This is a genomic window from Streptomyces sp. A18 (assembly GCF_059026065.1).
The window spans coordinates 42,472-54,772 of the sequence record NZ_JBWLKL010000008.1 but is presented as its reverse complement, the minus strand read 5'-3'; the positions used below and the strand labels follow the sequence as shown (position 1 = coordinate 54,772).

The 12,301-nt window shown below is 68.7% G+C and carries 15 protein-coding genes; 5 read left to right on the top strand and 10 right to left on the bottom strand.

The genetic code is table 11. The features are described from left to right. Positions 1 to 110 precede the first annotated feature (110 nt). Entirely contained in the window at positions 111 to 377 is a 267-nt protein-coding gene (locus AC5P1C_RS15515; protein WP_493866402.1) for a DUF7848 domain-containing protein, read from the bottom strand. After that, a complete protein-coding gene (locus AC5P1C_RS15510; RefSeq protein ID WP_493866401.1) occupies positions 374 to 628 on the bottom strand; it encodes a hypothetical protein in 255 nt (84 codons plus the stop codon). Before AC5P1C_RS15510 ends, AC5P1C_RS15515 begins: the two co-directional genes overlap by 4 nt. 542 nt (positions 629 to 1,170) lie before the next feature. Between AC5P1C_RS15510 and AC5P1C_RS15505 the strand changes: the two genes are divergently transcribed. Further along, positions 1,171 to 2,292 carry a helix-turn-helix domain-containing protein gene (locus AC5P1C_RS15505; protein WP_493866400.1) on the top strand — a complete coding sequence of 374 codons (1,122 nt, stop codon included), beginning with the start codon at positions 1,171 to 1,173 and terminating at the stop codon, positions 2,290 to 2,292. A gap of 70 nt (positions 2,293 to 2,362) precedes the next feature. Here the strand turns inward: AC5P1C_RS15505 and AC5P1C_RS15500 are convergent, their stop codons facing one another. The 3 genes from AC5P1C_RS15500 to AC5P1C_RS15490 form a co-directional block, all read right to left on the bottom strand. Continuing rightward, positions 2,363 to 2,776 carry a hypothetical protein gene (locus AC5P1C_RS15500; protein WP_493866399.1) on the bottom strand — a complete coding sequence of 138 codons (414 nt, stop codon included), beginning with the start codon at positions 2,774 to 2,776 and terminating at the stop codon, positions 2,363 to 2,365. A gap of 184 nt (positions 2,777 to 2,960) precedes the next feature. Then, a complete protein-coding gene (gene msrA / locus AC5P1C_RS15495) occupies positions 2,961 to 3,671 on the bottom strand; it encodes a peptide-methionine (S)-S-oxide reductase MsrA (RefSeq protein ID WP_493866398.1) in 711 nt (236 codons plus the stop codon). A 162-nt stretch (positions 3,672 to 3,833) separates the two neighbouring features. Further along, positions 3,834 to 4,952, bottom strand: coding sequence for a hypothetical protein (locus AC5P1C_RS15490; RefSeq protein WP_493866397.1), 1,119 nt, complete (start codon positions 4,950 to 4,952; stop codon positions 3,834 to 3,836). Between the two features lie 89 nt (positions 4,953 to 5,041). Here AC5P1C_RS15490 and AC5P1C_RS15485 point away from each other — a divergent pair, with 89 nt between their 5' ends. Further along, entirely contained in the window at positions 5,042 to 6,196 is a 1,155-nt protein-coding gene (locus AC5P1C_RS15485; RefSeq protein ID WP_493866396.1) for a cystathionine gamma-synthase, read from the top strand. A gap of 29 nt (positions 6,197 to 6,225) precedes the next feature. Here AC5P1C_RS15485 and AC5P1C_RS15480 read toward each other — a convergent pair whose 3' ends face one another. The 3 genes from AC5P1C_RS15480 to AC5P1C_RS15470 form a co-directional block, all read right to left on the bottom strand. After that, on the bottom strand, positions 6,226 to 6,480 hold the full coding sequence (locus tag AC5P1C_RS15480; protein WP_493866395.1) for a hypothetical protein: 255 nt from the start codon (positions 6,478 to 6,480) through the stop codon (positions 6,226 to 6,228). Continuing rightward, positions 6,477 to 6,959 (bottom strand): sigma factor-like helix-turn-helix DNA-binding protein, encoded by a 483-nt coding sequence (locus tag AC5P1C_RS15475; RefSeq protein WP_493866394.1) that lies wholly within the window; start codon positions 6,957 to 6,959, stop codon positions 6,477 to 6,479. The genes AC5P1C_RS15480 and AC5P1C_RS15475 overlap by 4 nt, the downstream gene beginning before the upstream one ends. A gap of 116 nt (positions 6,960 to 7,075) precedes the next feature. After that, positions 7,076 to 7,579: a MarR family winged helix-turn-helix transcriptional regulator gene (locus AC5P1C_RS15470; RefSeq protein ID WP_493866393.1), complete on the bottom strand. Its 504-nt coding sequence runs from the start codon at positions 7,577 to 7,579 to the stop codon at positions 7,076 to 7,078. Between the two features lie 145 nt (positions 7,580 to 7,724). Between AC5P1C_RS15470 and ilvA the strand changes: the two genes are divergently transcribed. From ilvA to AC5P1C_RS15455, 3 genes are all read left to right on the top strand, one after another. Next, on the top strand, positions 7,725 to 8,954 hold the full coding sequence (ilvA, locus tag AC5P1C_RS15465) for a threonine ammonia-lyase (protein ID WP_493866392.1): 1,230 nt from the start codon (positions 7,725 to 7,727) through the stop codon (positions 8,952 to 8,954). A 236-nt stretch (positions 8,955 to 9,190) separates the two neighbouring features. Next, positions 9,191 to 10,201 (top strand): ATP-binding cassette domain-containing protein, encoded by a 1,011-nt coding sequence (locus AC5P1C_RS15460; protein ID WP_493866391.1) that lies wholly within the window; start codon positions 9,191 to 9,193, stop codon positions 10,199 to 10,201. Positions 10,202 to 10,206: 5 nt separating this feature from the next. Beyond that, positions 10,207 to 11,055: an ABC transporter permease gene (locus AC5P1C_RS15455; protein ID WP_493866609.1), complete on the top strand. Its 849-nt coding sequence runs from the start codon at positions 10,207 to 10,209 to the stop codon at positions 11,053 to 11,055. An 82-nt stretch (positions 11,056 to 11,137) separates the two neighbouring features. Here the strand turns inward: AC5P1C_RS15455 and greA are convergent, their stop codons facing one another. Together greA and AC5P1C_RS15445 are read right to left on the bottom strand one after the other, a co-directional pair. Further along, positions 11,138 to 11,635, bottom strand: a complete 498-nt coding sequence (greA, locus tag AC5P1C_RS15450; protein WP_493866390.1) for a transcription elongation factor GreA — start codon at positions 11,633 to 11,635, stop codon at positions 11,138 to 11,140. 244 nt (positions 11,636 to 11,879) lie between these two features. After that, complete coding sequence (locus AC5P1C_RS15445; protein ID WP_493866389.1) at positions 11,880 to 12,287, bottom strand: DUF4307 domain-containing protein; 408 nt, start codon at positions 12,285 to 12,287, stop codon at positions 11,880 to 11,882. Positions 12,288 to 12,301: the final 14 nt, after the last annotated feature.

Here is a 12,301-nt window from a genome sequence, read left to right as displayed (position 1 = left end):
GGCTGCAGCGGCAGACCGGGGGAACTAGCGTCTACCGCTCTCGCCATCCAAGCCAGGGGAGTCGAACGGGCGGGACTGACGGAGTGAGGCCACGCCAGCCCCGCCCTGCTCTACGTCGGCGGGGCCGTCTCGCCCACCGCAGGATCAGTGATCGTGGCACTGAAGAACTGAAACGCCGACAGCTCATAGCCGAGATGGCGCGTCATGCCCGCGTGCTTGAGGCACCACAACTGCGCCTCATCCGGATCGGCCGTATCCACCGAGTGCTCACTACAGACGAGGCACTTGCCGACATGACGCACGTCCATCGCGGGCATGACCGCCAGCGTCCATTCGAGCGGCACGTAGCGGCCCCGCGTAACGCCGCCCTTGCTCATCCGAACGCCCCCGCCGAAAGCTGCGGCCCCTCGTCGTCGTCGCCGTCGTCCACGTCGGCGTGATCGGATGAGGGCAAGCGATCTCCCCGGCTCTCTGCGATCCGGTGAACCTCGCGGAGCGATTCAGTCAACCGAGCGGCCACGAAGCGGAGTTCCTCAGGCGTGGCCTTTGGGTCGGCGAGCGTGTCCGCCGCGTGCCCGAGAAGGTCACCCGCCATGCCGAGTTGGACACTCTCGATGTTGTCGGCCATCCGCGACATGAAGCCCGTTCCCGGACCCACAAGAACGCAGGGGTTTCCCTCCAGCGTCGCCCACGGCAGCAACCGCGTTTGATTCGTCATGCTGTCACCTCCACGCCATGGATCATGCGCGGGCCGATTTCCATGCCGTGCACGGCCAGCCACAGCTCACGCCGCCGCGTCCTCTGCCGACGCTCTTCCTGCCGCCGTTCGATGGCAACGAGGTACGGGCGCACCAAGCTGATGTCCTCACCCCGCGGTACGGGCACGCGTGTCAGAGGACGAGTTGGCGCCTCGGTGTTCCGGGCATGCAAGGACGGTTCGGGGGGCCGGTGGCGTCCCGCAAAGGGAAGCAGGAGCTGTAACAACGGCTCGAAGATTCGGGCGATACAGTCCGGCATGTCGGCGCTCCAATCAGCGTTGACCATGCCCCGGGGCCGGTCGCATGGTCGCCGGGGTCTGTATCGCCATCCTTGTTATAGGGCGTGCACTAGCGGGAGTTGACAGCCGTTGACAGCTACGCTGGAGACAACGGTCAACACCAGGGGAAGCACATGAGCGCCGACTTCGGAACCAAGCTCCGCGTACTCCTCAAGGACAGAGGCATGAGTCTGCGCGGTACTGCCCGTGCGCTCAACTACAACGTGGCCTATCTGTCCCGTGTCTCCAACGGCCATCAGCGTCCCTCCGCCCAATTGGCTGAGGGCCTGGATGAATTCCTCCAGGCTGACGGGGAATTGGTGCAGTTGGCCACAGCGAGAGGCCCAGTTGCAGTACTTGAGTCCAGTGGGCCGGATTCAGATATCTTGCACATGAAAGAAAGTTCTACATTCTCTCTCCGGCACGCCGACCAGTACGGCGGGGATGCCGTGGTGCCCGTCGCAGTTCAAGTCTGGCGCTCTGCCCAACGCAAGCTTGATGCCGGAGAGATCCCGGACGCGGCCCAGCGACGCTACCTGGCCGCCGTGTCGGAAGCAGCCGAAGTCGCTGGCTGGCTTCTCTTCGATGCTGGTGAGCACGCCGCCGCCCGCAACGCATTTCTCGAATCGCACATGCTGGCCCGTCACGCCGGGGAGCGGGCACTTGAGTGGTTTGCCCTGGACATGCTCGCCATGCTCGACACGGAGCGAGATCGGCCTGGAGGAGTTCTCCGCATTGCTGACGAGGTCTTGTCGCAGCGCCGAATTCCCCCACGCGTGGCACTGCTCGCACGCGTCAGGCGTGGTAGGGCGCTCGCACAGATAGGGGAACGCCAGCGCGCCCTGGCCGACCTGAGTGCGGCACGTGGAGGGCTTGAAGAGTCCCTAGATTCGCGAGACCCAGAGTGGACATGGTGGGTAAACCAGCAAGAGGTCAGAGGGCATTCGGGACATGCCTTCTTGAGTCTCAGCGATCTGGATTCGGCTATCCCCACCTTTCACGAGGCGCTCGAACGCGCCACACCGAGGGGTGCCATGCTCTACCGCATCGAGCTTGTGCGTAGTTACGCGCAAGGGAAAGCGTGGAAAGAGGTCGAGGAGGAAATCCACAAGATCTTGCCTCTTCTGGACACCATCAGCTCAGGCCGGAACCGTCTCCTCTTGCGGGATGCGCTGCAAGTGGTCGATCAAGCAGCTTCAGTTCCTGCGGGCCTCTCGGCTCTTGTCCGGGACACAGTCGCAACGATCACTCCCTGAGGCAGCCGCTCGCTCTCGGCGACTGGACCGTGCGCGCTCACGGAGGAGAGCACACGGTGCCCGGAGCACGTCAGACGGCGACGCCAGGTATCAGCGCCACTAGCCCGGACAGAAAACTGCCCGCTGCTGCCAACGTGACGAGGGTCCCCTTGCCATCTGAGAACAGCCCAGAGCAGAACTCACGTACTCGCCGCCGAAAGATCAGCATCTTGAGCTTCTGCCATCGATGCTGATGGATGTGGCAGCCCAGGAGGATGCCGGTTGCGTTGTTGCGGCAGCCGTCCTTTCGTCCTCTGACCGGCGCTCCGCAGGTCACCGGGGCTTGGAAGAAGGACCAGAGGAGGACCACGGCGGACAGGGCGACGATCGCCGCCGGGCCCGCTGCCTCATTGATCCACGCGGCGATGAGTAGGGCACCAGCCAAGACGCCCCACCATTGCCCTAGACCGCCAAGCAGACTGCCTCTTGCCCCCGAAGTCGCCATGTCTGTAATCGTGGCGATGCGGTTGATGATTCATGCAGTAAGCGGGCGGTATGGCCGAATAGGGCTTCAGGACGGCTAGGGCCTTGCGCTTTACGGCACTTGATCGATGCGTGGAACGCCTGTGCCGCCGTACTGACGCACAGTCGGCGGCACAGCCTGTTGGGTCGAGCGGGACCCTGAAGGCCTACTGCTCCGAAGCCTCAGGCGCCGGAGCGATCCCCGTCGGGCAAGCCCGGCCCCAGTTCGTCTCCGACGGGCTGTCCAGCTCAAGGCCGGTCCCGCCGATTCCGCAGTAGCCGTCCGGGTTCTTGTCCAAGTACTGCTGGTGGTAGCCCTCCGCGGGCCAGAACGGGCGGGACGCCGCCGGGAGGATCGTTGTCGTGATCTCGCCGTGGTTCGCCGCCGTGAGGACCTGCTGGTACGCGTCTCGGGACGCCACCGCTCCCGCTTCCTGCTCGGCTGAGTGCGTGTAGATCGCCGAGCGGTACTGGGTGCCCACGTCGTTGCCCTGGCGGAAGCCCTGCGTGGGGTTGTGGGACTCCCAGAAGAGCTTCAGGAGCGCCGCGTACGAGACCTGGGTCGGGTCGAAGACCACGCGGACCGCTTCCGTGTGGCCCGTGAGGCCCGAGCAGACCTCCTCGTACGAGGGATTCTCCGTGTAGCCGCCCTGGTAGCCGACGTACGTCGTCCAGACGCCCTCCGCCTGCCAGAACTTGCGCTCCGCCCCCCAGAAGCAGCCCAGACCGAAGTCCGCGATCTCCAGGCCTTCGGGGTACGGGCCCAGGAGAGGGTTGCCGAGGACCGTATGGCGGGACGGGACCTCGAATTCGGGGGTCGCGCGGCCCTTCAGGGCCTGCTCGGGGGTGGGGAGCTCGGGCGTACGGCCGAAGAGCATGAGGGCTGTCCTCCTGGGGCGGAAGGCGGAAGGCGGAAGGCGGAACGAGGCGGGCATTTGTGCTTGGGGACTGCGGTTCTCCTGTCAACGCTCTCGGCGGAAACCGCATTCCGCCCAGTGCGACAGCCAATGGGACAGCCAATGGGACAGCCAGTGCGACCGCTAGTGCGAAAGCGTCGCCGGACTGCCGCCGTTCGCCTCGTACCCCGCGACCGCAAGCGCGCGGTACACCGCATAGTCCGCGGCCGGGTCCGAGGAGACGGTCCAGGGCAGGGCGCCCACGTGGCCGTCCACGTGGATCAGCTGGTTCATCGCCTCCGCCCAGCGCTCGCTGCGGACCAGGAAGAAGATCAGGAGGTGCCGGACATGCGCCAGCATCGGGTCGTCCGGGCGGGCCGAGTGCACCGCGAAGAGGGCGCCCTCCACCGCCTTCCTGACGACCTCGCTCTCGTAGAAACCACGGACGAGATTCACGTCCGGCAGGTGTTCGTACACCGCGAAGAGCGGGAGCGCGGAGAGGAGCGAGCCCTTGGGGGCGCGGGCCGCGGCGGCCTCCGTGAACTCGGTCGCCAACTCACGCGAGCCGTGCCACTTCTCGCACCAGTAGTGCAGGGCCGCCAGATGCGCCCCCATGTGCGCGGGCGCGCGGTCCAGGATCTTCAGCCACAGTTGCTCGAACTCCTCTCGCGGGTACGCGAGGCCGCGGGCGATGGAGAGCTCGATGATGTACGGAACGGGGTCCCCGGGGGAGAGCAGCGCCGCCTGCGCGCAGGCCTCCTTCGCCTCCTCCAGGATGATCCGGAACTCGTCCGTCCCGGACTGCGAGGACCTCCAGGCCTGCTGGACCAGGAACTCCGCGTGCACGGCCGCGCCGCCCGCGTCCTTGGGAGCCTCGGCCCGCCACACCCGCAGCCACTGCCCGCCCGGCTGGTCGCTGACCCCGCCGGGATGCTGCTGCAGCTCCAGGGACGCCGCGCCCGCGAACGCCTGCACGCGCTGCCAGCGCACCTCGCCGTGCACCTCCGTGCCCGCGAGCAGCTGCGAGGCCGCGTTCCAGCTGTGCGACTGCTGCACGACGTCAAGGACGTCCAGGAGGTCGTGGTCCGGGCCCGGCATGCGGATGTCCAGCTCCTCCTGGCGCGCGAAGCCGTAGTCCGCCGGGTCCGCGGCGTCGGGCGAACCGGGGGCGACCTGGCGGATTCCGCCGCGCCTGCGCAGCAGGAACGGGCCCAGGACCGCCCCGATCATGATCACTGCCATCAGCGCCCAGAGAATCTCCATGCCTCAAGCGAACCAGACGGGTCTGACACTTGGCGAACCAGTCCCGAACTCGTCTGCCCGCTCCCCGTCCAGGACTAGGCTCTGGCCACATGAGTGACACGTTCAGGAGTCAGAGTTTCGAGACCGCCGCGATCCACGCGGGCAACACCGCCGACCCGCTCACCGGCGCGGTCGTCCCGCCGATCTACCAGGTGTCGACGTACAAGCAGGACGGCGTCGGCGGGCTGCGCGGCGGCTATGAGTACAGCCGCAGCGCCAACCCCACCCGTACCGCCCTGGAGGAGAACCTGGCCGCACTTGAGGGCGGCAGGCGCGGGCTCGCCTTCGCCTCGGGTCTCGCCGCCGAGGACTGCCTCCTGCGTACGCTGCTCGCCCCCGGTGACCACGTGGTCATCCCCAATGACGCGTACGGCGGCACGTTCCGGCTCTTCGCGAAGGTCGTCTCGCGGTGGGGCGTCGAGTGGTCGGTCGCCGACACCTCCGACCCCGCGGCGGTACGGGCCGCGGTGACCGACCGTACGAAGGCGATCTGGGTGGAGACCCCCTCCAACCCGCTGCTCGGCATCACCGACATCGCCGCCGTCGCCCAGGTCGCCAAGGAGGCGGGGGCCCGCCTCGTCGTCGACAACACCTTCGCGAGTCCCTACCTCCAGCAGCCCCTTTCGCTCGGCGCGGACGTCGTCGTGCACTCCCTGACGAAGTACATGGGCGGGCACTCGGACGTCGTGGGCGGCGCGCTCGTCGTGGGCGATCAGGAGCTGGGCGAGGAGTTGGCGTACCACCAGAACGCGATGGGCGCGGTGGCCGGGCCCTTCGACGCGTGGCTGGTCCTGCGCGGCATCAAGACGCTGGCCGTCCGGATGGACCGGCACAGCGAGAACGCGACGAAGGTCGCCGAGATGCTGACGCGGCACGCGCGCGTGACGCGTGTTCTCTACCCCGGGCTTCCGGAGCACCCCGGTCACGAGACCGCCGCCAAGCAGATGAAGGCGTTCGGCGGGATGGTGTCCTTCCAGGTCGTCGGCGGCGAGGAGGCGGCGGTCGCCGTCTGCGACCGCGCGAAGCTGTTCACTCTGGGCGAGTCGCTGGGTGGAGTGGAGTCCCTGATCGAGCACCCGGGTCGGATGACGCACGCCTCCGTGGTGGGCTCGGCCCTTGAGGTCCCCGCCGACCTGGTGCGGCTCTCCGTGGGCATCGAGAACGCGGACGATCTGCTCGCCGACCTGCAGCAGGCGCTGGGCTAGGCACGGGCTGGGCAGGGGAAGCCCCGCGGTCACCAGCGCGTCAGCGGTGGAGTCGTCTCCGACGGCGGCTCCACCCACGGCTGCTCGACCGACGCCCAGACCACGAACGTGACCGCCGCCACGAGCAGCAGCAGCCACAGCAGCCGCCGCAGCGCCCTCCTGCGGCGCAGCATGCGGCCGCCGCGGCGGACCGCCTCTTCGTAGAGCTCGGCCGGGACCGAGGGCGGGGTGCCGTGGTCCAGGAGGTCGCGGACCGCGTTCTCCTTGCGGTCGTACTGGCTCATGACGGGGCCGCCTCCCCCAGGGGACGCGTCGGCGCCGGGCCGCGCGGCGGGTGCAGGACCGTTTCCATCGCGCGGGCGCAGATCGTCCCGACCCGGTCGGTCGGCAGGCCGAGCAGCGCCGCCGTCTGCTCCTCGGCGACGCCCTCGTACAGCCGCAGCACGACGATCAGCCGCTCCTGGGGCGTGAGCCCGGCCAGGACGCCGCCGTGGCCGCGGTGCCGCCGCCAGGCCCCGCGTGCGAAGCGGATGGCCAGTTGCTGGCGGGTGCGGTCGTACGGGTCCTCGCCGTGCATCCGGTCCCAGACCGCGTACGAATGCGCGAGGGACGCCGTCAGCAGGGCACGCGCGCGTGGGTTGGCGTCCGGCGGTTCGGTGGTGAGCAGCGTGGCGGCATGCAGCAGCCGCCCTGCCGCGCCCGCGACGAATGCCTCGAACTCCCGGGCCCGGCGGGCGTCCAGAAACGCCTGCCGCTCGCGCACCGCGCCTCCCGCCTGGAGGGGACGGGCCCCCGGTCTCATATGAGGCCAGGCACATGGCCCAGGTCAAGAGGCGGGCGCCGCGGGAGCCGTCGGATGCCGCCGGACGCCCGTGGGAGTCAGGAAGCGGGCGCGTCCGGAGCCGACTGCGAGGTCTGGCGGGCGGAGAGCGCGGAATTGAAGCGCGTGAGGAGCGTGCAGAAGCTTTCGCGCTCCTCCGCGGACCAGTCTTCCGTCAACTCGGCCATCAGGTCACGCCGCGACGACCGCACTTCGTTGAGGCGTGCCTCGCCGCGCGGCGACAGCTGGAGGACCACGGCGCGGCCGTCCTCGGGGTGCGACGTGCGCTTGACGAGACCCGTGTCGACCAGCGGGGCGACCTGCCGGGTGACCGTCGAGGAGTCGATGCCCATGCTCGCCGCGAGGGCCTTCACGCCCATCGGCCCCTCCTTGTCGAGGCGGTTGAGCAGCAGGTATGCGGCGCGGTCCATGGAGTTGCGGACCTGTCCTACGCCGCCGAGGCGGGTCTGCTCCGCACGGCGGGCGAACACTGCCACCTGGTGCTGCAGCGTGTCGAGGAGGCCGGGATCGCTGGCGGTCGTCATGTCCGGAGTTGTGGGCATGGCCGGGGGCTCACTTCATGCGAGGGCGATGGGTTGGGGGACAGGGTACGCGGCCGGGACGCGAGGCGTACCGGCGCTGCGCAAACCAGTCTCGGCACGTGGTCACCGCAGGAGGACCCTGGTGTGAACTGGGAGACTTGCGGTCATGAGCTACCGCACGCCTCACTCCTTGCCGACGGTCACTCTCGACGACGTGCGTGGCGCCCAGAAGATGCTCCTGGGCGTGTCCAGGGTGACAGCGATGGAAGGTAGCAGGCACCTGTCGCAGCTGGTGGGTTCGCCGGTCCACTTCAAGTGCGAGAACCTCCAGCGGACGGGCTCCTTCAAGCTGCGCGGCGCGTACGTACGGATCGCGGGCCTGCTCCCCGAGGAGCGCGCGGCCGGTGTGGTCGCCGCGAGCGCGGGCAATCACGCGCAGGGCGTGGCCCTCGCGTCCTCCCTGCTCGGCGTGCGGTCGACGGTCTTCATGCCGGTGGGCGCCCCGCTGCCCAAGGTCGCGGCGACGCGCGAGTACGGCGCGGAGGTGCGGATGCACGGTCAGGTCGTCGACGAGACGCTGGCCGCGGCGCAGGAGTACGCGCGCGAGACGGGCGCCGTCTTCATCCACCCCTTCGACCACCCCGACATCATCGCGGGGCAGGGCACGGTGGGCCTGGAGATCCTGGAGCAGTGCCCCGAGCTGCGCACCCTGGTCCTTGGCGTCGGCGGCGGCGGTCTTGCCGCGGGCATCGCGGTGGCGGTCAAGACGCTGCGCCCGGACGTCAAGGTGATCGGCGTGCAGGCCGCGGGGTCGGCGGCCTACCCGCCCTCGCTCGCCGCCGGGCACCCGGTGTCGATCGACAACCCGGCGACGATGGCCGACGGCATCAAGGTCGGACGCCCCGGGGACGTGCCGTTCCAGATCATCGAGGACCTGATCGACGACGTCGTCACCGTCTCCGAGGACGAGCTGTCCAGCGCGCTGCTGCTCTGCCTGGAGCGGGCCAAGATGGTCGTCGAGCCCGCGGGCGCGAGCCCCGTAGCGGCGCTCCTGAGCCGGCCGCGGGACTTCCAGGGCCCGGTGGTCGCGCTCCTGTCCGGCGGCAATGTCGACCCGCTCCTGATGCAGCGGATCCTGCGTCACGGCATGGCGGCGGCCGGCCGCTATCTGTCGCTGCGGCTGCGCCTCACGGACCGTCCAGGGGCGCTGGCCACGCTTCTGGGGGTGTTGTCAGTGGTGGACGCTAACGTCCTTGACGTGGGCCATGTGCGGATCGATCCGCGCCTGGGGCTCACGGAGGTGGAGGTGGAGTTGCACCTGGAGACCAAGGGTCCCGAGCACTGCACGGAGGTCGGCGCGGCCCTGCGCGAGGCGGGCTACACCGTCATCGGCTGACGGCCGGCCCCTGGGGCGGGCCCGCGGAAAAACCCGTACATGCGACGCCGTTCCCCGCTATTTTGCGTTGTCCACAGGCTTCATCTCGCGTTGTCCACAGGCTTCGCTCATCCCGTTGAAGAGACGCGATGTATCGCGTTATGGTGTGTCTCACGTCACTGGTCGCCGGGCGCTTGATGCTCCGGTAAATCTAAGCTTTTCCTCAGGAAGTCACCCAAACCACTGGGAGAACCCACATGCCAGGCGCCATCTACGCCGAAGGCCTCGTGAAGACCTTCGGCGACGTAAAGGCTCTGGACGGCGTCGATCTGGATGTCCCGGAAGGCACCGTGCTCGGCCTCCTCGGGCCGAACGGCGCGGGCAAGACCACGGCGGTGCGCTGTCTGACGACGCTTCTGACGCCGGACAGCGGCCGGGCGGTCGTCGCGGGCGTCGACGTGCTGAAGCATCCGAACGAAGTGCGGCGCTCGATCGGTCTCTCCGGCCAGTTCGCCGCGGTCGACGAGTACCTGACGGGCCGCGAGAACCTCCAAATGGTCGGCCAGCTCTACCAGATGAAGGCCAAGGAGGCGAAGGCCAGGGCGGGCGAGTTGCTCGACCGGTTCAATCTCGCCGACGCCGCGGACCGCCCCTCCAAGACGTATTCGGGAGGCATGCGCCGCCGCCTCGACCTCGCCGCCGCGCTCGTCGTGTCGCCCCCGGTGATGTTCATGGACGAGCCGACGACGGGCCTGGACCCGCGCAACCGCCAGCAGCTCTGGGAGGTCATCCAGGAGCTGGTGTCGGGCGGCACGACCCTGCTGCTCACCACCCAGTACCTCGAAGAGGCCGACCACCTGGCGCACGACATCTGCGTCATCGACCACGGCCGGGTCATCGCGCGCGGCACATCGGACCAGCTCAAGGCGCAGACCGGCGGCGAGCGCGTCGAGGTCGTGGTGCACGAGCGCGAGCACATCACTGCGGCCACGGAGGTCCTGCGCGGCCTCGGCAAGGGCGAGGTCGCCGTCGAGAGCCACACCCGCAAGCTCACGGTCCCGGTCTCCGGCGGCGCCAAGCTGCTCGCCGAGGTCATCCGCGAGCTGGACAACCGCGGCGTCGAGATCGACGACATCGGGCTGCGCCGCCCGACCCTGGACGACGTGTTCATCTCCCTCACGGGCCACGTGGCCGAGGTGGACGAAGCAGCCAAGGGGAACGGCGTCGAGGACGCGAAGCCCGAGCCCAAGAAGGAGGCCGACAAGTGAGCTCCGTGACCGGCATCGTCACCAAGCCCGCCGCGGGCCCCACGCCCGCGGGCGGCATCGGCCAGTCCGTCAGGGACTCCCTGGTCGTCGCCAAGCGCAACCTCATCCGGATGTCGCGCATCCCGGAGATGATCATCTTCGGCCTGATCCAGCCGATCATGTTCGTGGTCCTGTTCAGCTACGTCTTCGGCGGATCCATGAAGATCGGCGCCAGCACGGACCCCGCGATCTACCGCAACTTCCTGATGGCGGGCATCTTCGCCCAGACGGTCACCTTCGCCACCGCGGGCGCCGGGGCCGGAATCGCCGACGACATGCACAAGGGCCTCATCGACCGCTTCCGGTCGCTGCCCATGGCGCGCGGCGCCGTCCTCACCGGACGGACCATCGCCGACCTCGTGCAGACCGCGCTGACCCTCCTGGTCCTGGCGATCGTGGCGCTCCTGGTCGGCTGGCGCATCCACGAGGGGATCGGGAAGGCACTCGGCGCCTTCGGGCTGCTGCTCCTGCTCGGCTATGCGTTCACCTGGGTCGGCGCGCTCATCGGCCTCTCGGTGCGCACCCCGGAAGCGGCGACCTCCGGCGGCCTGATCTGGCTCTTCCCGGTCACGTTCATCTCGAACGCGTTCGTGGACTCCAGCCAGATGACGCCCTGGTTGCGGCACGTCGCCGACTGGAACCCCTTCAGCGCGACAGTCCAGGCCTGCCGGGAGCTCTTCGGCAATCCCGGCGTCTCGGCCTCGTCGGCCTGGCCCATGCAGCATCCGGTCTGGGCCTCGGTGATCTACTCGATCCTGATCATCGTGGTCTTCCGGACGCTCGCGGTCCGCAAGTACCGCTCGGCCACGGCCTGACGACCCGACCGCGGACACACGAGAGGCCCCCGGCGCACTCGGCGCCGGGGGCCTCTCGCATCGACCGAAGAAGCCGTGGGCCTCAGGCCTGGTACGGCTTCGCCTCGAGGATCTTCACCGAGGCGAGCTTGCCGTTCGGCAGTTCGTACTGCGCGTCCTCGCCGATCTTCTTGCCGTTCACGCCGCTGCCCAGCGGGGACTGCGGCGAATACGTCTCGATGTCGGCGCTCGCGTACTCGCGCGAGGCGAGCAGGAACGCCAGGGTGTCGTCCTCGTCGCCGTCGAAAGCGATCGTCACGACCATGCCGGGCGCGACCGCGCCGTCCGCGGCCGGCGCCTCACCGACCTTCGCATGCTCCAGGAGCTGGGTCAGCTGGCGGACGCGGAGCTCCTGCTTGCCCTGCTCCTCCTTGGCCGCGTGGTACCCGCCGTTCTCGCGCAGGTCGCCCTCCTCGCGCGCCGCCGCGATCTTCGTGGCGATCTCGGTGCGCGCGGGACCAGACAGGTACTCCAGCTCGGCCTTGAGCTGGTTGTACGCCTCCTGGGTCAGCCAGGTGACGTTCTCGCTGGTCTGGGTCACAGGTGCTCCTCGTAGGTACTGGGAATACAAAGCATCGCCCTACCCAGAAGGATGTTCCCTCACGGGTGGGCGAAACCACGAGCCTAACAATTCAGGCGCGCCAGGGGGAGGACATAAGCCATCAGAAATACGTCAACGCAGGTGAGAGCCGGTACGGCGGGGACGTCGGGCGTTCGGTGTGACGCCTGGGGCGGCCCGCAGGCGCCCCCAGGCGGCCCGTAGACGGTCCGCAGGGCGGCCCGCGTCAGTCCGAGTGGCAGCCGAGCAGCTCGGCGCTCGTCCCGCGCGCCTTGGTGCGTAGCGTGACGACCTGGTCGATCCGTCCCTCGTTCTGGTCGAAGCGGAAGTCCTTGCGGCCCACCTCTTCGCCGTCCTCGGCCTGTGAGCGCAAGGTGCAGTAGCCCTTCGCGTCCGCGTCCTTGCGCACCTCCAGGTGCACCTTGACCGCGCTGTCCGAGACGACGTCGAACTTGATCACTTCGGCGCTGACCTTCGAACCGGACACGTAGTCGTATCCGAACCAGCCGATCATCAGGACGAAGAGCACGCCGAGGACCCCGCCGATGATCTTCAGCTTGCGGTCCGCGCGCTCGTCGGCCGAGCGTGAGCGGCCGTATCGGCCCTCGACGGGCTTCTCGCTCACGGCCGTCATGATCGTCCTCCAGG